The sequence below is a fragment of the Aequorivita sp. CRS11 genome, from assembly GCF_059693805.1.
Genome location: NZ_JCATIG010000002.1, coordinates 213,127 through 232,826, shown reverse-complemented (window position 1 = coordinate 232,826; position 19,700 = coordinate 213,127). Strand labels below are relative to the sequence as shown.

The 19,700-nt window shown below is 37.4% G+C and carries 13 protein-coding genes; 9 read left to right on the top strand and 4 right to left on the bottom strand.

Features of this window, described 5'->3' with window-relative positions:
* Positions 1-25 precede the first annotated feature (25 nt).
* Positions 26-1,966 (top strand): S9 family peptidase, encoded by a 1,941-nt coding sequence (locus tag AC58DT_RS04280; RefSeq protein ID WP_497215586.1) that lies wholly within the window; start codon positions 26-28, stop codon positions 1,964-1,966.
* Positions 1,967-1,971: 5 nt separating this feature from the next.
* Here the strand turns inward: AC58DT_RS04280 and AC58DT_RS04275 are convergent, their stop codons facing one another.
* Complete coding sequence (locus tag AC58DT_RS04275; protein WP_497215584.1) at positions 1,972-2,937, bottom strand: App1 family protein phosphatidate phosphatase; 966 nt, start codon at positions 2,935-2,937, stop codon at positions 1,972-1,974.
* A gap of 65 nt (positions 2,938-3,002) precedes the next feature.
* Here AC58DT_RS04275 and AC58DT_RS04270 point away from each other — a divergent pair, with 65 nt between their 5' ends.
* The 6 genes from AC58DT_RS04270 to AC58DT_RS04245 all read left to right on the top strand — a co-directional run bounded on the left by AC58DT_RS04270 (position 3,003) and on the right by AC58DT_RS04245 (position 10,816).
* On the top strand, positions 3,003-3,905 hold the full coding sequence (locus tag AC58DT_RS04270; protein ID WP_497215583.1) for a diacylglycerol/lipid kinase family protein: 903 nt from the start codon (positions 3,003-3,005) through the stop codon (positions 3,903-3,905).
* Between the two features lie 9 nt (positions 3,906-3,914).
* Positions 3,915-5,132, top strand: coding sequence for a bifunctional alpha/beta hydrolase/OsmC family protein (locus tag AC58DT_RS04265; RefSeq protein WP_497215582.1), 1,218 nt, complete (start codon positions 3,915-3,917; stop codon positions 5,130-5,132).
* Between the two features lie 58 nt (positions 5,133-5,190).
* A complete protein-coding gene (locus AC58DT_RS04260; protein WP_497215581.1) occupies positions 5,191-5,724 on the top strand; it encodes a hypothetical protein in 534 nt (177 codons plus the stop codon).
* Positions 5,721-6,473 (top strand): LVIVD repeat-containing protein, encoded by a 753-nt coding sequence (locus AC58DT_RS04255; RefSeq protein WP_497215580.1) that lies wholly within the window; start codon positions 5,721-5,723, stop codon positions 6,471-6,473. The genes AC58DT_RS04260 and AC58DT_RS04255 overlap by 4 nt, the downstream gene beginning before the upstream one ends.
* Positions 6,474-6,551: 78 nt before the next feature.
* Positions 6,552-7,145 carry a superoxide dismutase family protein gene (locus tag AC58DT_RS04250; RefSeq protein ID WP_497215579.1) on the top strand — a complete coding sequence of 198 codons (594 nt, stop codon included), beginning with the start codon at positions 6,552-6,554 and terminating at the stop codon, positions 7,143-7,145.
* 140 nt (positions 7,146-7,285) lie between these two features.
* Entirely contained in the window at positions 7,286-10,816 is a 3,531-nt protein-coding gene (locus tag AC58DT_RS04245; protein WP_497215578.1) for a TraB/GumN family protein, read from the top strand.
* Positions 10,817-10,880: 64 nt separating this feature from the next.
* On the opposite strand, the gene lpdA is transcribed toward AC58DT_RS04245, so the two are convergent.
* Positions 10,881-12,284: a dihydrolipoyl dehydrogenase gene (lpdA, locus tag AC58DT_RS04240; RefSeq protein WP_497215576.1), complete on the bottom strand. Its 1,404-nt coding sequence runs from the start codon at positions 12,282-12,284 to the stop codon at positions 10,881-10,883.
* Between the two features lie 175 nt (positions 12,285-12,459).
* Between lpdA and AC58DT_RS04235 the strand changes: the two genes are divergently transcribed.
* The gene (locus tag AC58DT_RS04235) at positions 12,460-13,665 is read left to right on the top strand and encodes an aminotransferase class I/II-fold pyridoxal phosphate-dependent enzyme (RefSeq protein WP_497215575.1); all 1,206 of its coding nucleotides are present in this window, start codon (positions 12,460-12,462) and stop codon (positions 13,663-13,665) included.
* Positions 13,666-13,675: 10 nt separating this feature from the next.
* On the opposite strand, the gene AC58DT_RS04230 is transcribed toward AC58DT_RS04235, so the two are convergent.
* Complete coding sequence (locus AC58DT_RS04230) at positions 13,676-16,168, bottom strand: phage tail-like protein (RefSeq protein WP_497215574.1); 2,493 nt, start codon at positions 16,166-16,168, stop codon at positions 13,676-13,678.
* A gap of 182 nt (positions 16,169-16,350) precedes the next feature.
* The gene (locus AC58DT_RS04225; RefSeq protein WP_497215573.1) at positions 16,351-17,916 is read right to left on the bottom strand and encodes a tetratricopeptide repeat protein; all 1,566 of its coding nucleotides are present in this window, start codon (positions 17,914-17,916) and stop codon (positions 16,351-16,353) included.
* 268 nt (positions 17,917-18,184) lie between these two features.
* Here AC58DT_RS04225 and nhaC point away from each other — a divergent pair, with 268 nt between their 5' ends.
* Positions 18,185-19,681 (top strand): Na+/H+ antiporter NhaC, encoded by a 1,497-nt coding sequence (gene nhaC, locus AC58DT_RS04220; protein ID WP_497215571.1) that lies wholly within the window; start codon positions 18,185-18,187, stop codon positions 19,679-19,681.
* The last annotated feature ends 19 nt before the right edge of the window (positions 19,682-19,700 follow it).

Below are 19,700 nucleotides of genomic sequence, written 5' to 3'. Positions count from 1 at the left end.
AATATAACTTCCAAAATACATCTTTATGAAAAATTTCAGTTTAATCTTTTCAGCGCTCTTGCTCTTTGTTTCGTGTAAAAACAACCAAAACAAGGAAACAAAGGAAGTTGCTGATGTAAAAACATACACTATCGAGCAATTTATGGACAATGAAGAAGCTTGGGAAGATGGTTTTTCTGCGGACAAGTCCAAAGTTTTGATAACAAGCAACCGCTCCGGCATTTTTAATATTTACAGCGTTTCTGCTGAAGGTGGGGAATTGATGCCCATAACCCAGTCTGATAGTGCTTCGGTTTATGGTATTTCCTATTTTCCAGATGACGACAGGATTCTCTTCAGAATGGACGGTAATGGAGATGAAATTTTTAAAATTTTTGTGAAGGACAGCAGCGGCATTCAAAGACTCACGCCCGAGAAAAATGTTAGGGCGCTCTTTCAAGGCTGGGCAAAAGATGGTAAAAGTTTCTATTACAGCAGTAATGAACGCAACTCCCAGATGATGGATGTTTATGAAATGGACATTGTCACCTTTAAACCCAAACTTCTCCTTAAAAATGACGAAGCAATGAATTTTGGCGGGATTTCAGCAGACAAAAATTATATGTTGCTCTCCAAAGCTGTAAATACCAACGATAGTGATCTATTTCTACTCAATCTTGAAACAAATCAAAAAACTAAGATTAATGAAACACTGAGCAAAAATTCGCCCGAGGATTTTTCACCCGATGGGAAGTCATTTTACTACACTACCGATGCCGATTCTGAATTTTCTTTTTTAATGAAATACAATATTGAGGACGGCACAAAAGAAAAGGTTTTAGAAAAAGAATGGGACATCAACGCGTTCTATTTTACCCATAACGGAAAGTATCAAGTGCTTTTTAGCAATGAAGACGCCAAAACAAAAATGTACGTTACCGAAGTTGCAACTGGAAAGGAATTAAAATTCCCTAATATTGATGGTCAAGCCATTGAGTTCGCAAGTTTTTCTAATGATGAAACCATGGCGTTATTGACCGTGGGCAGCTCACAACTTCCCGCTAATACATATTCCTATAATCTTGCAACGAAGAAATATCATAAACTTACCGATGTTTTAAACAAAGAAATAAATCCAGACGATTTGGTGGAAGCAACCGTTGTGCGTTTTAAATCTTTTGACGGGTTGGAAATTCCTGCCATTTACTATCAGCCTAAGCAGGCGAGTGCAACGAATAAAGTTCCGGCGTTAGTTTGGGTTCACGGTGGTCCGGGCGGTCAATCCAGACAGGGATTTAGCTCTTTTATACAATACCTCGTAAATCACGGTTATGCAATTTTGGCTGTAAACAACCGTGGCAGTAGTGGTTACGGCAAAACTTTTTTCAAAATGGACGATCAAAACCACGGTGATAAGGATTTAAAAGATTGCATTGCCGGGAAAGATTGGTTGGCAAGCCAAGAAAATATTGATAAAGACAAGATAGGAATTATAGGCGGCTCATACGGAGGCTATATGACGATGGCTGCGCTTACCTATGCTCCGGACGAATTTAAGGTTGGCGTGAATATCTTTGGGGTAACCAACTGGATCAGAACGTTAAACAGCATTCCACCCTGGTGGGAATCTTTTAAAGATGCGCTTTATTTAGAAATGGGCGATCCAAATACCGCAGATTCCGTTCGCTTAAAGGAAATTTCACCATTGTTCCATACCGAAAATGTTACCAAGCCCTTAATGGTACTGCAAGGAGCGCAGGATCCACGTGTTCTTAAAATTGAATCGGACGAAATTGTGGAAGGTGTAAAAAAGAACGGCGTGCCCGTGGAATACGTGGTTTTTGAAGATGAAGGCCACGGATTTGTTAAAAAGGAAAACGAGATTGAAGCCTACGGAAAGGTTCTAAAGTTTTTGGATCAATACCTTAAAGGAGAAGGCCAAACATCTTTGGATACAGGCACCACGGAAGCAACCGAAGTGAAATAGCAGTTTTATACAATTCCAATGTTTTTGGAATGTGCAATCGCTTTTTCGCTATTGGCAAAATAACAAGTAGCAACACCCATAGATTCAATATTCAAAAGAATTTCTTGGGTTGTTGCTTTTTTTTGTTTTGAAGTCTGCCTAATGTAAATGGCTTTAATATTTTGTGGAAATATCTTTACAATCCTTTCATAAAGGTAAGGGTCTTTCTGTGAGTCATCACCCAATAAAACGTATTCAAGTTTTGGGTAAAACATAATGATATCCTTTATCTTTTCAAATTTATGGTCGTGGCTGCCCCTTCCTGTAAAAAGAAAATCGGAGATTCCGGTTTTAATTTTTTTCAGTTTTATTACTGCCTTCGGCAATTTGTGAAGTCGTGCAAAGGAATCGATAAATTCATAAAGGTTCCACTCGCTGCTGGAAACGTAAAAAAACGAATTGGAAGCCGTTTCGTTCTCCTGCCCTGCTTTGCTCAAGGCTTGGTAGTGTGGCACCACATCCTCAAAAACCTTTCGTTTGTTGATGTTTTTTAGAAGTAGCACATACAGTTTCTTAAAAAAATTTCCGCTGTGCGAAACCAAAAAAGTATCGTCAATGTCTGAAATTACGCCGACCTTGCTTTCAAAAGGCTTCAACAATTCAGAATTTTCCACGATGCCGTAATCATAAAGTTCGCAGCTCACTTTGTATGGATGCCAACCACTTTCAAGTTTTTCGGAATACGGAATTGTAAACCGAAAGTATCCATCAGCCAATGTTTTGGTCGTGACTTCTAAATTTTTAAACTTCAATTTTACCTCAACATTTTCCAAAGGTTTTATTCGGAACATATGAATTACCGAAACCGCATGGCGAATTCCCTTACGGTCCAATCTGAATTTGTCGGGCGCCCACGATTTGAAAACGTGGCCAAAAACAACCAATTCTTCATCGTTCACATAGCCACGGTACAATTTTAAATCAAGTTTCACTAATTGAGATTTCGTTAACGGTTTGGTATTTCCAAAATAGGTATTTTTAAATTTAATTCTTACTAATGAAATCAGAAAATTATATTTTATTGGTAGTAAACCCCATAGCCGGAGATTCTGAAAAGACTGCTATAATAGACGCAGTAAAGATAGAAGCTATAAAGCACAGCTATCGGTTCCAGCTTTACACAACTACCGGCAAGGAAGATAAAAAGGCAATAGAAAAAATTATTGAAGACGTAAAACCTTCTCGTGTTTTTGTTGCGGGTGGCGACGGTACCATTTCATTGGTGGCGGAATGTTTGTATGAAAAGGAAATAATTCTAGGAATAATACCTGCAGGTTCTGCGAACGGAATGGCCGTGAACTTTGGTCTTCCCAAAATGATTGAGGAACAGATAGCAATTGCTTTTTCAGATTGTACCTTAAAAGTAGATGTGCTTTTTATCAACGGCAAAATATGTCTTCATATTGCAGATTTAGGTATCAATGCAGAATTGGTAAAAAATTATGAAACCTCAGGAGTTCGGGGCAAATTGGGCTATTTTTTACAGTCCATTCCAACTCTTATGAATTCAGAATCACCTTTTCATTTTACAATTGAAACGGACGAGGGAATAGTAGAGGATTCTGGTGTTCTTTTGGCCATAGCCAATGCAAATAAATTTGGAACTGGAGCCACCATCAACCCTCAAGGAAAGGTGAATGATGGTAAATTTGAGATTTTGATTTTCAGAAATTTGGATTTCATCGAAATTTTCAAAACAATGAATGACCAACCAGATATGTCGTCAGATTTTGTGCAAATAATATCAACCGATAGTGCTATAATCCATTCAGCTAAAAAAATTCCATTCCAAATAGATGGGGAATTTATTGGGGAAATTGACGAAGTTAAAATTACAATTGCCCAACAAAAATTAATAGTGGCATTGCCTAAAAAATTCTGTAAACTACATACACCCTAAACCTAAATAATGAATATTCAAAAAGTATCCTTTACCAATAAAGACGAAGAACAACTGGCAGGCCGTTTGGAACTTCCGCTGGATCAAAAGCCTCATAATTTCGTCATTTTCGCACATTGCTTTACCTGCACCAAAAATTTAACAGCCGTTAAAAATATTGGAAGGGCACTTACAGATTCGGGTTTTGGGGTTTTAAGGTTTGACTTTACAGGCTTGGGCGAAAGCGAGGGGGATTTTGAAAACACCAATTTCTCCGGAAATGTAGAAGATTTAGTTGAAGCCGCCAATTTCCTAAAGAAAAATTATGATGCTCCCACCCTCATTATTGGCCATTCCTTGGGTGGTGCAGCGGCAATCTTTGCGGCAAATAAAATTGCTTCCATAAAAGCCGTTGCAGTTATCAATTCTCCCAGCCACCCTTCGCACGTATTGCATTTGTTGAAAGAAAGTAAACATGAAATCACAAAAAGCGGAAGGGCGAAAGTGAATTTGGGCGGAATTGATTTTACAATTAAAAAACAATTTTTAGACGATTTGGAAGACAAATCGTTTTTAAAAATTGTAAGTAACTTCAAAAAAGCGTTGCTCATTTTACATTCTCCTCAGGATACTATTGTTGGAATAAATAACGCCGAAGAAATATATACAGCCGCACACCACCCAAAAAGTTTTGTATCGCTTGACGGTGTGGACCATCTATTGAGCAAAAAAGAAGATTCAAAATATGTGGGGCAAGTAATTGCAGGCTGGGCTTCCCGTTATCTGGAAATTCCACCTGTTGCGGAGGTAAAAAGTAAAAGCAAAGTTGCCGCTAGTTTAAATGGAGATGAAAAATTCACAACAAATTTAAAATTGGGCGATCATTATTCTATTGCAGATGAACCCACAAGTTTTGGAGGAAACAATTTTGGGCCCTCGCCCTATGAATTTCTTTCCGCAGGGCTTGCTTCTTGCACAGTTATGACCATACAGATGTATGCTAGAAGGAAAAAATGGAATGTTGAAAATGTAACCTGTCACATCAACTATTCAAAAGATCATGCGGTAGATTGCGAGCATTGCGAAGAAGATTCAGCCAAAATAGACACCTTTACCCGTGAAATAAAATTATCAGGGAATCTTTCCGAAGAACAAAAAACAAGGCTCCTTCAAATTGCTGATAAATGCCCAGTTCATAAAACACTTCACACAAAAACCCAAATTATTACATCTTTAGATATTTCTTAAGCAACCACAATCGTATCAATCTATTTTGTAAACTTGTAATGTATTTAAACTAGAGTTTATGAAAATAAAAACACATTTAATTCTATTAATAATCGCTGTAACAACTTTACAAAGTTGCTGTTGGTATGGCGATTGCAACGAAGGAGATGATTTACCTCCTTCCTTTATCGAATCCCAATACGAGCCAGTATTTATGGAACGCCCCGCGTTTGAAAGTAGTGTTGTACTCTCTCCAGCAAAACCAGTTATAAATGCAGGAAAAATTTATGTTATCGATACTTTTCTTTTTATCAATGAAAAGAACGAAGGTTTTCACGTTTTTAATAATGAAAACCCTTCCAGTCCATCCCCTATTTATTTTATAGAATCACCAGGAGCAACAGATTTAGCTATACGAGAAAATATTTTCTACATAAACCAGGCAACTGATCTTATAGCCGTTCAAGTAGATTTGATCACCGGAGGTCTCAATGTTTCTAAACGTATAAGGGATACCTTTCCTGAAATGCTTTCCCCGGATGGATTTTACCCTATTGATATTCCCCAGAATAGTGTAGTTGTAAACTGGATACCGAAAACCAATACGCCATGAAAAAAATAGCATTACTTATTTTAACAATAGCTTTTGCATTAGCTTGTAGCCAAGATGGAGAAAATGCATCTCAAAATGAAGCTATGGGCACGGGCACCAATGATGGACAGGGGGGCTCCTTGGCACGTTTCGCAATGCTTGGCGATTATTTATACACGGTGGATGAATACGGTTTAAATGTTTATAATATAACTACTCCATCTGATCCCGTATTTGTAAACAACGTTCCTATTAGTTTCAGAATCGAAACCCTTTTCAATTACAAGGAATATCTATATATAGGGTCGCAGAATGGAATGTTTATATATAGCATTGGCAACCCTGAGTTTCCTGAATACTTGGCAGATGTACAGCATTTTACCTCTTGCGATCCCGTTGTGGCAAATGCCACCACAGCCTTTGTTACACTGTGGTCAGACTTAGGTTGTGGAACCACTGTGAACCAATTGGAAATTTATGATATTACCGATGTCGTAAATCCAACGTTATTAAGCGTTAGAAATTTAACATTTCCTAAAGGCTTGGGACTTTATGGAGATTATTTATTTGTTTGTGATGATGAAATAAAAGTTTTTGATATTTCAGACCCAGCGCATTCAGTTTTGGTTCACAATATTAATAGATTAGCCTTTGATGTGATTATACAAGATGATTTGCTTATAGCAATCGGACAAGATGGAATTTATCAATATCAACTCAACCGAAGTGATATTACAGACACTTCGCAACTTAGTGTTTTAAACTTTTAAAGTATTCTTAAAAAATTGGAGTCGCATTAAAACTATTGTACCTTTAATTTAAACTAGTATTAAACCAAAAAATAAATCATGAAAAAAGTTAGTTTAATTTGTAGCCTCTTTGCCATAATGGCTTTTGTAGGATGCAAAAATGAAAAAAAAGATATGGACGGAATGAATGATTCCATCCAAATGGAGTCAGAAAACCAAACAAATGAAATTAAGGAAGAATCCAAAACGGTTTCCGTTTCAATGGACTCTAAAAGTGGAAGTACTGCAAAGGGTGAAGCCTATTTTACAGAATCAAATGGAATGGTAACTCTCGAAGCAAAGTTTTCCGGACTTAAACCAGGTACCCATGCCATCCATATACACGAAAAAGCCGATTGCAGCGCTGAAGATGCCACCTCCTCTGGCGGTCATTGGAATCCTACACATGCCCAGCACGGAAAGTGGGGCGATGCTGAAGGATACCACAAAGGCGATATAGGAAATTTTGAAGTGGGCGATGATGGGATAGGTCGTATTTCTATGCAAACAGACGAATGGTGTATAGGCTGTGGCGACGAGAATAAAGATATTCTAGGCAAAGCGGTAATAGTACACGAAGGTAAAGACGACTTCACAACCCAACCTACTGGCGATGCTGGGGGTAGAATAAGTTGTGGGGGCATAATAAAATAATACACCACAAATCTTAAAAAACGCCACCCACAAATGTTGGGTGGTTTTTTTTATAATCTTTTCAAGAAATATAATTTTAAAAATGGCTATAAATCATTATCATTGAAATTTATTTTCATCAATGATTTGCATAGCCCCTTATGAGTTCAACTTTTCGCATCCTGTTTATTTCTTTACTTCTTTTATTTACCCTAAATCCAATTTTCTCCCAAGACAGAAAAAATTATGAACTTCTTTGGGAAATTAAACACAAGACTGGAAACAAAAAATCTTATTTATTTGGAACACTTCACCTAAAAGATGCTCGAGCTTTTAAGTTTAGTGATTCAGTTATTCCTGCGATAAAAAAATCTGAAATGTTCGCTTTGGAAGTACATCCAGATTCTGCAACAAACAGTTTTGGCGACAATTATTATAACTCGAATATAGAGAATGTATATAAAAAGATTCTTTCAAAAGAAGAATATAAAAAGTTAAAGGCTCGCTTCTTTGAAGTCAATAAAATTGATTTAGACAGTTTTCCCCTAAAGCATCCAAGCTTAATAGAGTCTATGCTAACTCTTGATGAGGATAGACCCGATGACCGCCGTACATTTCTCGATGCCTATTTATACGGAATTGCCTATAATTCCAAAAAAATAATAATTGGGCTTGAAGAAGTAAAAGATCAAATTCCCGCAATTGAAAATATGAGCGATATGGAACTCAGGGAAAGTATTCTGTCTATTCTTGACAATGCGGGAGATGAAAAAAATAATGAATTTGATAAAATAACAGAGCTTTATTACGAAGGAGATTTAGAAAAAATTTGGAACTACATTAGTGATAGCCAGGCTAACGATTCTATCATGATAAAAAGGAACAACGTCATGTTCAACAGTTTGGATGAAATTATGAAAACCCATAGCATATTTGCGGCTGTGGGTGCAGCACATTTGCCAGGTGAAAATGGTTTGATCACCCTACTTCGCGAAAATGGATACCAGGTAATTAAAGTAGAAGCAACTTTTAATGATTACGAACAACAGTACGAAATTGCTCCAGACCTAGATAGATGGGTTATGGATAGGAATGATTTTTTAGGGTATAGTGTTTTAACGCCCAGTAAAGCGGTACCTGTTGAAATTACCGAAACCATAAACGCCATGACCAGTACCGACCTCATTTATGGTGGCACTTTTGTGTACATGGTCGCAGACTTAAGAAATCAAATCTTAAAAGAGGGTTATGATTTTGTTGAAAATATTATAAATACCCAAACCCAAAAGGATACAGACTCCATTATTAGTAGAAATACCTTTGTGAAAGATGGAGTTGACTTTACAGAAGTTTTGATCAAAAAAGCAGAAATCTATACACGATTGCAGGTTGTTTTTAAAGATAAAATAATCTATACGTTTATGTCCGAAAATTCTTTAGAGGAAATCACTTCAGTATACGCAAACGCATTTTTTGATTCCGTGGAACTATTTGCTCCCAAAATAGAAGCATCGGTGTGGCAAAACCATACAGACCGTATGGGCGCTTACAGTGTAGAGGTTCCTGGTAAAATTCAGGATCGCAGCCAGACAAGTGATAATCCTAACGGTGATAAAGATTCGCCTTATATTATTAATATTTTTTCTGCAGAGGATAAAGCCAATAAGACTGTTTATTTGCTTCGTTATAATGATCAGCCAGTAGGGTATTATTTGGACGAAAAAGAAAGCTACTATGATTATTTTGATAACTATTTCAAAGAGAATGGAACGTTTCTGAAAGAACCCCAAGACATAATGGTAGATGGTAATGAGGGAAAAAAATACGAGCTTTTATTTTCAGATAAATTCCATACCGTAGCAAAACTTATTTTGAGGGGTAACAGGACCTATTTGTTAATGGCCCAAAACTATAATGAAGATGATAAAATTTCGGAAGACGATTTGTTTTTCAATTCCTTTAAATTTTTACCATACGCAGAGCCTTCTTTCGACACCATTATAAATATCCAAGATAAATATTCATTTAAAGCTCCCAGTAAAACAGTAATTGTCAACGAAGAAATTCAGGATGAATATTCAGAATATAGCCATGTAAAAAACTATAGTTCCCTAGACCCTACTACATCGGGAACTTACTTGGTTCAGCATATTAAATTAAAACCGTATTATCGTAAAAAATCAATTCAAGAGTTTTATGACGATTATGCCGAACTACTTACTGAATATGACGATACCATTGTAACTAATGTAAATATTACAATGGGCGGAAAACCAGCACGTGCAATTAGAATGAACAACGAAAATACCCACGTAAAACAAAGGATGAGGTTGTTGCTGGATGACGATTCAATCCTTCTTTTTTTAACTTATTTGGGTGATGAAGAAATAGATAAACCACGGTTAGATACATTTTTCAACTCATTGGAAATAAAGAAAAGTTCCAATAATTTTGATCTTACAGCCTCTAAAGCCGATTTGATCTTTAAAAACCTAAAATCCAATGACTCCATAAAATTTGCAGAAGGCAAAGGCGCCCTAAACTATTATGAATTTGATGCTTCTGAATATAAACTTCTTGAGAAGAACTTAAAACGCGAATTCAAAGATGACTCTATTTATTATGGTACAAAATATTATATAATCGGTGCGTTGACCGATCTGGAGAAACCAGAAACCCTCAAAACTTTCACGGACTTTTATAAAAATAAAAAAAGCAGCCACCACGCACGCATGGAAATTCTTGAGCAAATGTTGAAGCTTAAAAACAAGAATTCAGAAGCAACCTATTTTGACCTTTTAGAAAATCATAAACTTGAACGTAAAGATGTTAATGGTTATGAAATAATGACCACGCTCTCAGATACCTTATCACTTTTTGTCAATCACGATGCCCAATTGGCCAAACTTACAGACATTAATGATTACAGGGATGGTATAGCTTCTATTTATGCCTACAATATTTCAAACGACAGCGTTTATGGAAACAAAATGCCTTTGCTAAAGAACAAGTTGCTCTCATATATGTATCAGGACGTGACAACCTATTTAGATACAATAGCTCGAAAGAACAACCATCATATAAATGAAGGCCTAATGTATAGCTACATTGAATTTTCAAAGGAATTTGAAAATAAACCCGAAGAAGTAGTAAAAACATTGAAGCTTATGTCTGAACAATTCAAGGATAGTAAATGGCTTCAAGCACAAGCACTCATGGCAGCAACAAAATTGAATGTAGAAATTGAACCACAAACACTGAACGAAGCTTTTGAAGATATGTATGTTCGGTTTGAGTTGATGGAAAGTTTGATTAAAGCTGAAAACAGTAAATCAATCCCCAAAGTATATCTAGAGCCCAAGGAATTTGCAAAACTTTCACTTTATAATAATGTTGGAGATGATTACGACGGCTATCCAAATATTTTTGACTATTTAGGTGAAGTAACTGTTGGCGAAAAAAATTATTTTGTATTTACGTTTTCCTATGGGGAAATAAGCGAAGAAGATACAGAAGAAACTGACGGAACAGAAAAATATGTAGGTATAGTTGAGAAAACCCCTATCAATTTTTCAGAATTTGAAATGGCAAAATCCTTTACAGATTGGGAAATAGTTGAAGAAGACTGGAAAGCGCAGGCCACAAAAACTATAAATGATAAGGTTAAGTCTGAAAATTCTGAAACTGAATAATAACTTTCCAAAAAATAAAAAGTCCCACTTCTGCGGGACTTTTTTTATGGATAACTATAAAATTTTAAATATGTAATGCCCTATCATCCGTTGCAGCAAGCGCAGCTTCTTTCACAGCTTCAGCATAGGTTGGGTGTGCGTGGCTCATTCTGGCAATATCTTCTGCACTGGCACGGAATTCCATAGCTGTAACTGCTTCGGCAATTAAATCGGCAACACGGGCACCAACCATGTGCACTCCGAGCACCTCATCGGTCTTTTTATCGGAAAGGATTTTTACAAAGCCATCTGTATCACCACTCGCTCGGCTTCTTCCCAAAGCGCGCATCGGGAACTGACCAGATTTGTATTCTACTTTTGCTTCTTTAAGTTGCTCTTCTGTTTTTCCAACTGAAGCAACTTCCGGCCAAGTATAAACTACGCCCGGAATTAGGTTGTAATCAATATGTGGTTTTTGTCCGGCAATAATTTCAGCAACCAAAACGCCTTCTTCCGAAGCTTTGTGCGCAAGCATTGCCCCGCGAACCACATCGCCAATGGCGTAAATGTTTTTAATATTTGTTTGAAGATGGTCGTTAACATCAATCATTCCGCGTTCAGTGATTTTCACACCAGCGTTTTCAGCTTTTAAGCCATCTGTATAAGGCTTTCTTCCTACGGAAACCAAGCAGTAATCGCCTTTAAAAGTTACTTCTTTATCGTTTTTATCGGTTGCGGTAACGGTTATTTCTTTTCCTTTTTTGGAAACTGCGGAAACTTTATGCGAAACGAAGAATTTTACACCTTGTTTCTTCATAACCTTCATCAATTCCTTGCTTTGCGAAGAATCCATTGTTGGGATAATTCTATCCATATATTCCACAACAGAAACCTCAGCACCCAAACGGTGATATACTTGCCCAAGTTCCAAACCAATTACACCGCCACCAATAACGATAAGGTGTTTTGGAACCTCTTTCATATTTAAAGCTTCGGTTGAAGTAATAACTCTTTCTTTGTCCAATTTTATAAAAGGAAGCGTTGAAGGCTTACTACCCGTAGCGATAATTGTGTTTTTCGCTTCAATGGTTTCTTTTTTCTTTCCGTTGGTGATTTCAATATGGGTTGCATCCTTAAACGCACCCATTCCTGTGAAAACGTCAATTTTGTTTTTATCCATCAAAAACGCAATCCCTTTGGTGGTTTGATCCACAACCGAAGCTTTGCGCTCTATCATTTTTTTCAAATTCAATTTTATATCGCCAGAAATTTCAATCCCGTGCTCTTCAAAATGTTTCATCGCATCTTCATAATGATGTGAGGAATCCAGTAACGCTTTGCTCGGAATACAGCCTACATTCAGGCAGGTTCCACCTAAAACATCATATTTTTCAATGATTGCGGTTTTCATACCCAATTGTGCGCAACGGATTGCGGCAACATAGCCACCGGGACCCGAACCAATTATTGCTACATCATAAGTGCTCATAAAGTATTTCTTTTAAATTGAAGTGCAAATTTAACAGTTAAAGCTTAGATAGTAAAAGTTATAATCAATAAAGTTTTGGCAATTCTGAAAACTAAACTTGCAAAAGGAAATGCATTATAATTTTACCACTCCTTTAATTTTTCGCAAATTTGCCGAACAACCTAAAATAACTATCATGGCTTTTAAACCAGCAGACAAAATTCAGGATTTACAATACTTTGGCGAATTTGGAGGTGTTAATCCTTCCATTTCAGATTCCTCGACCTATACGTTTCTTTCCGCAAAAACAATGTTCGACACTTTTGAAGGCAATGCGGACGGCTGTTATTTATACTCCCGCCACTCCACTCCTTCCAATCTATATTTAGGCCAAGCTTTGGCGGCAATGGAAGGCACCGAAACCGCGAATGTTGCCGCAAGCGGAATGGGCGCAATTACCCCGGCAATTCTTCAGCTTTGTAAAGCAGGCGACCATATTGTTTCCAGTAGAACTATTTATGGAGGAACATACGCTTTTCTGAAAAACTTTGCGCCACGGTTGAATATTGAAACTTCGTTTGTGGATATAACTAATTTAAAGCAAGTTGAAAATTCCATTACTGAAAACACAAAAATTATTTATTGCGAAACCGTAAGCAACCCACTTTTGGAAATTGCAGATATTGAAGCGCTTTCAAAGATTTCTAAAAAACATGGCTTGCAATTATTGGTTGATAATACGTTTTCGCCTTTGAGTATTTCTCCTGCAAAATTGGGCGCTGATGTTGTTTTGCATAGTTTGACGAAATTCATAAACGGAAGCAGCGATACTATGGGGGGCGTAACTTGCGGAACGCAGGAATTTATAGATAGTTTGCGAAATGTGAACGATGGCGCAAACATGTTGCTTGGCCCCGCAATGGATAGTTTGCGTGCGGCTTCTATTCTGAAAAATTTGCGAACGCTTCACATTCGTATAAAACAGCACAGTGAGAATGCCTTGTATTTAGCTGAAAAATTTGAGGCCGATGGTTTGAAAACGGTGTATCCGGGATTGAAATCGCACACGGGCCACGAGCTTTTCAAAAAAATGATGAACGAGGAATACGGTTTTGGAGGAATGTTGACCATTGACGTAGGCGGAATTGATAAAGCTAACGAATTGATGGAATTGATGCAGGAACGCAATTTAGGATACTTGGCCGTGAGTCTTGGTTTTTACAAAACGCTTTTCAGCGCGCCGGGTTCTTCAACTTCTTCAGAAATTCCCGAGGAGGAACAAAAGGAAATGGGGCTAAGTGATGGTTTGATCCGTTTTTCAATTGGTTTGGATAATGATATTAAACGTACCTACCAAATGATGCGTGATTGTATGGTGGAGATAGGTATTTTAGGGAAATAGCGAATTAATTTTATTGTTTTTTCAATAACGCTTTTATTTCATCAATTTCACGTTGTTGGGAATCTAGCTTCGTTTGAAGTTCGTCATTCTGTTTCTTTAATTCAATTATGTATATATAGGCCTCTTCAATCTTTTCGAGATTAGTCACGGTCATATCACCCAGATCAATGGTCATGCCATCTTCCTTAATTTCTTCAAAAGATTTAACATTTGGCAAATGACCATTTTCTATAATGAACGATTCCAATTCAGCTAAAGTTTTAAAGGAATATTCGCTGTTGATGTCTGAATAACCTTGAAAATAGGATTCAAATACATAGTCGGGATAGGTGGTTGTATCAGATTGGAAGTTTTGTGCCCGCGCAGTTCCGTACACACGCAATGGAAAACCACCTGCAAGATCAATTTCTACTTTTTCCGCGCTTGACGATTTAAAAATAAAACTATCCGTAGTATCCTCATACTCTAGCCCCCACGCCGGAAAAGCAGGGGAATGTGACAACACCATTCTGTCTGCATTTCCGGAACCTTGAAACATATATATCATTGAAGGTGGCGTACCCGTAGTATTTGGAAATGCAATACTTGTTTGATCACTGGTAAATGTAATATCATCTGTTGGGGTTGCAAGATTTAATACACCTCCGGTTCTTGACCAATAAGATGGTGAGGGGTCATCTACCCAACTTACATTCCCCGCGCCGTCAGTTTGCATCACTTGATTAGCTGTTCCTCTTGAAGCTGGAAGTATATAATTATTACCTGTTGTTGTTCCTATTGAAACATTGCCTCGAAAATAGCCTGCATAACTACCTGCTTTCAATACATCGGAATACAATCCATAATGTGTGCCTCCGGCGGTATTTAAAATTTGACTGTAAACACCATATTTTGAACCAGTTCCAGTACCGCTTAATCGACTGGACACCCCGTAATGTGGTCCTGAACCGCTCCCCCGCAAATATATAAGCGACCCATAGTGAAGACCATTTCCAGAATTGGATATATCGGTATAATTTCCAACTTGCTGCCCTGTACCAGCTCCTTGAAGCCAAATTCTATCTCCATAATGATCTCCAGTCCCATTTCCGTCTAAAACACTGTAGGACACATAATGATCACCATCACCAGAACCTGAGAGGCTTGCAAAATTAGCGTAATGATTGTTATTGCCAGAATTAGTAATAAATAGCCTATTACCGTATTGAACCCCTGTACCAGCACCTTCCAATCTAGTCCAATTTCCGTAATGCGCTCCCGTACCCGTTCCTCTTAAAACATTGTATGAACCGTAGTGCAGCCCATTACCGCTATTATCAATTACATTAATGGTTCCCAATTGGGCACCCCCACCAGAGCCTGATAGTTGAATCTCGGTGCCATTGTGTGTGCCAGATCCATTGCCTTCTAGCCTAATAAACTCGCCGTAATGTGTGTTATTTCCGGAGTTAGTAATATGAACTCTATTGCCTAATTGAATTCCAGTGCCAGTACCTTCCAGTCTTGTCCAGTTTCCGTAATGCGTTCCTGAGCCTGTATTGCCCAATAAAGTATAGTTTCCAAATATGGTTGCGTTACTAGCCCCATCTATGAAATTATGAGTAGCATATCTTGTTCCAGAGCCATCACCAGATAATTCGTTTTTTGTACCGTAAAAAGCACCGTTCCCATTATTAAAGATTCTGTTTTCGGTTCCGAATATATTTCCAGAGCCCGTTGCCACCATATTGTTGACGACCCCATAATGTTCTCCCGTGCCATTTCCGTTATTGAAATTAAAAATTCCATATTGAAGCTCATCGTTAGTGTTGCTTAGTTGGGTAAACACACCTGTTAGTTGCCCTCCACTACTTCCAGAAATACGGTTGTCCAGCACTGTTTGAGGGGCAGACCCGCTGGGAACCAATTCTGAATAAATACCTGTTTGATACCCTGCACCCGTAGTGTTCATATAAATGTCTAACCCTTTTTTTGTATTGCTATTGCTGACGGTACTTTCTATTCGGGCAATTTCTGAAACTGTGGTAAACGTTCCGGTTTGCAGTATGTTTAAAGGTCTATTTTCAGAATCTGTAATATCCAGTTTGTAATCTGCTGTGTTTTTCCCGATGGCTAAATTTCCCATAGTAAACTGGTCGTCATTTATATCATCTGGCGAATTTGTGGTGCCTTCTTCATAAAAATCGTGATCTTCCGCACTTGCCGAAGTAACTAAACGTTCCCAATTACTTCCATTGAAATAATAATATCCCACTCCCGAGCCTCCAACAGTTCCAGCGTTTGTATTATAAATCAGTAATCCTGTTGCAGCCGTATTCAACCCATCAAGCATCGTGTCGGAAACATCTGAAAGTGAAACTTGCGGAATTAAAACACCTTTATCAGTTGCATTAATGTCCAATATAGATGATGCATCTGGTGTCGTGGTACCAATTCCAACTTGAGCCTGTGAACCCGTAGTAAGAAAAAAGACAGAAAAAATTATCGGTAGTAAATGTTTCATTGTATTAATCAATTAATTTTCACTAATACTTTAAAACTGCATTTTTTTTTCAAGGAACAACCTAACCTTATGGGATAGTTTTTGAAAATAAATAGTCAATTAGTTGATTAATAAATAATTGCAAACTATTTAATTAAAGAAATAAATTAAGATTTAGAGTAATTACTTTAAGTTTTGACGAACTAAACAGATTCTAACATAAATTGGAATGCCTCTTTCCTATTGTTTACACCCAACTTACTGTATGCATTTCGCAGGTGAAATTTTACCGTACTCACCGTTACGTGCATCTGGGCTGCAATATTAGAATTGGTTTTTCCGGCTATGCACAATTTGAGGGTTTCAAATTCCCTATCAGTAAGGGGAGTTTGCAGTTTATGGTTTAATTCTTCCATATTTAAATCTACGGAGAGTTCAGATGGACTGCTATGCAGTTCCATAAAGCGCTTCTGTAAGGCTTCCATTTGCAACGTTTGTGCTACGCGTTCGGCTTTCACCTTTTTGTGTTTTGTTATAAAATATAATAACAAAACTAGAATGATAATTAAACTACTAACTATAATTATAATTAATTCATTTTTTGCTTTTGCCAGTTTTGCATCATTTAATTCACTTTCAAAAGTGAGCTTTTGAATTTCTTTTTCTTTTTTAGCGGTTTCATATTGCGCTTCCAAATCAGCCACGCGGGCTTTTACTTCTACGTTACTTAACGAATCTGCTAGTTTAATGAATGCATTACGATAATTTAACGCTTCTGCTGGTTTGCCATTTTTTAAGGCAATTTTATAAAGTAGATCATAGGTTTTTTGTTCACTATGGGAAAATCCATTCTTCTTCGCAATGTATAAGGCACTCTGCGTAAATTTTTCTGCCTCTGCATATTTGGATTGTTCTAATCTAACGTTAGCCATAGCTATTAGTGTAGTGATGTACTCTTCTTGTTCGCCTAATGTTTTAGAATAATTATGAGCTTCTTGGTAATGTACAAACGCACTGTCAAGTTTTTGTTTTTTCAGAAATATTTTTCCCAGATTGCTTTCGGCATACACCAGCATTGTTGGGTTATTCAAATTCTTAAAAAATGTGCGAGCTTTGTTTAAATGATTGATCCCTTCATCTAATTGGTCTAAATCATTATATACAATAGCCAATCGCAGATGGTTAAGTGCAATATCTGTAGTATCCTTAATAGTTTCTGATAAAGCCAAACACTTTTTTGTGGTTTCCAAAGCCTTGTCAATTTGTCCTAATTGGTAATAAACTCCTCCCAAATTTCCATAGGTTTTGCTCAACACATCATTTAGCTGTGGGTCGTTTTTACCTTCTGCTAATTTCATAACCTTTTGATATGCCTCCAACGATGCCTCATAGTCGGCTTTTCCCATAAAGACCAATCCACGCGTATTGTAGATCATAGCTAATAAAAAATCTGATTGGGTTTGTTTGGCTAGTTTTTCAGCTTTCTTAAGATAAAAAAATGAAGAATCTGCGTGATTTATCTGTCCATAGGCTATACCTAAATTCAGATAATAATGCCCTTGCAAGGAATCTTTCGTTTGAGCTACAATTTCTTGAAGTGAAAGCAGATTGTCAATTCCCTCCCGTGGGTTTTCGGTGGTCATAAATTCATCTAAGACCTTTTCTACTTGATGGTTGGCTGTTTGACTATTTATTAAAAGAGGTGCAAATAAAAACAAGGCAAAAAGCAACCTGCTTTTGGTTTTGAAAGTTTTTAGTTTGCAAGACATGTTAGCGAAAGTTGAATCTCTTAATTTCTAAATATACCAAAAATGGATTTAATGAAAGCTAAGCAATTGTGGTTCGTTTCATAAATATCTTTAATTGCGATGTTCTTTTTAACAATTTAATAATGGGAAAGTATGTAGTTGAAGATGAAGTTTTAAATACAACTATTCCTAAAGTATTTGTATGATAGTCCGGCTAATCTGTTCCTTTTTTTAATTTGCATAGGTTTTTACAAAATCGTAACATTACATTCCATTTTAAAATTTCCCTATGCAAAGTCAAGACATTAAGCCCACCGACCCAAAAGTCGATCAGATAGTTGAAAACGTAGAACTGAATATTTGGGAGGCGCTTATCCCGGTCTTTGCACTTATCGGGATGCTATTTTACAATGTTTTTTATGCCTATGGCGATAGCGCATTGGACGGAAGCAACCAATTTATTCTTTTAATGGGCGGTGCCGTGGCGGCCATTGTGGGTTTTTTCAACAAGGTGAAATTTGACCAAATGCTGGAGGAAGTGGCGATCAACATAAAATCGACAGCAGGGGCTATTTTAATTTTATTATTGGTAGGGGCATTAGCCGGAACTTGGCTTATTAGCGGCATTATTCCCACAATGATTTATTACGGTCTTCAAATTCTCAATCCAACAATATTTCTCGCCTCTTGTGTAATTATTTGCGCCATTATCTCCGTGGCTACCGGAAGTAGTTGGACTACTTCAGCTACTGTGGGTATTGCACTTGTAGGTATTGCAAATGCATTGGACATTTCTATAGGAATGACCGCAGGCGCCATTCTTTCGGGAGCCTATTTTGGCGATAAGATTTCACCTTTAAGTGATACCACAAACCTTGCACCTGCAATGGCAGGCACAGATTTGTTCACCCATATTAGATACATGCTTTATACAACAGTTCCAACGTTGATTGTTACTTTGATAGTTTTCATAATTATAGGTCTAAACTTGGATACGTCAGGAACAGCAGATACCCATCTAATTCTCGCCGCTGTAAAAGATTCCATAAATGTGAGCCCTTGGTTATTTATAGTACCTATTGTTGTTATATTTTTAATTGTGAAAAAAACCGCTCCGCTAATAGCCTTACTCATAGGAACGCTTTTAGGTGCAGTTGCGGCATTAATATTTCAACCGGATATTGTCGCTTCTATCGGAGGAGGTTCTTCCCTTACCTTTGAAAATGGCTATAAAGGAATAATGAACGCAATAACTGTAGATAGCGCCATCCCTACAGAAAATGAAGCTTTAAAGGATCTCTTCTCCGCAGGGGGTATGTCTGGAATGTTAAACACTATTTGGCTTATATTGTGCGCAATGGTTTTTGGTGGAATTATGGATGCCATTGGTGCATTAGCGGCAATTAGCAAGGCATTGCTAAAATTGTTCCACACAACATTTGGTCTTTTTGCCAGTACTGTTGCGAGCTGTTTGGCGCTAAACCTTACCGCCAGCGACCAATACCTTGCAATCGTGGTTCCCGGTAAAATGTATGCAAAAGCCTTTAAGGATAAAGGTTTAGCTCCTGAAAACCTCTCAAGAACTTTGGAAGATTCGGGAACGGTAACTTCTGTATTGGTACCTTGGAATACTTGTGGCGCATACCACAGTGGGGTGCTGGACGTAGATACACTTCACTATGCGGGTTATGCTATTTTTAACTGGCTAAGTCCATTTATGACTTTGCTTTTTGCCGCCTTCAGAATCAAAATCAGGGAGTTAGCTACCTCTCCAAAAACAGCTTAATTTTACATAGCTTTTACTT

Excerpts from the sequence above, each read along its gene's own strand:
- AC58DT_RS04280 (WP_497215586.1), top strand. The coding sequence starts at position 26 with ATGAAAAATTTCAGTTTAATCTTTTCAGCGCTCTTGCTCTTTGTTTCG.
- AC58DT_RS04270 (WP_497215583.1), top strand. The coding sequence starts at position 3,003 with ATGAAATCAGAAAATTATATTTTATTGGTAGTAAACCCCATAGCCGGA.
- AC58DT_RS04265 (WP_497215582.1), top strand. The coding sequence starts at position 3,915 with ATGAATATTCAAAAAGTATCCTTTACCAATAAAGACGAAGAACAACTG.
- AC58DT_RS04260 (WP_497215581.1), top strand. The coding sequence starts at position 5,191 with ATGAAAATAAAAACACATTTAATTCTATTAATAATCGCTGTAACAACT.
- AC58DT_RS04255 (WP_497215580.1), top strand. The coding sequence starts at position 5,721 with ATGAAAAAAATAGCATTACTTATTTTAACAATAGCTTTTGCATTAGCT.
- AC58DT_RS04250 (WP_497215579.1), top strand. The coding sequence starts at position 6,552 with ATGAAAAAAGTTAGTTTAATTTGTAGCCTCTTTGCCATAATGGCTTTT.
- AC58DT_RS04245 (WP_497215578.1), top strand. The coding sequence starts at position 7,286 with ATGAGTTCAACTTTTCGCATCCTGTTTATTTCTTTACTTCTTTTATTT.
- lpdA (WP_497215576.1), bottom strand. The coding sequence starts at position 12,284 with ATGAGCACTTATGATGTAGCAATAATTGGTTCGGGTCCCGGTGGCTAT.
- AC58DT_RS04235 (WP_497215575.1), top strand. The coding sequence starts at position 12,460 with ATGGCTTTTAAACCAGCAGACAAAATTCAGGATTTACAATACTTTGGC.
- AC58DT_RS04230 (WP_497215574.1), bottom strand. The coding sequence starts at position 16,168 with ATGAAACATTTACTACCGATAATTTTTTCTGTCTTTTTTCTTACTACG.
- AC58DT_RS04225 (WP_497215573.1), bottom strand. The coding sequence starts at position 17,916 with ATGTCTTGCAAACTAAAAACTTTCAAAACCAAAAGCAGGTTGCTTTTT.
- nhaC (WP_497215571.1), top strand. The coding sequence starts at position 18,185 with ATGCAAAGTCAAGACATTAAGCCCACCGACCCAAAAGTCGATCAGATA.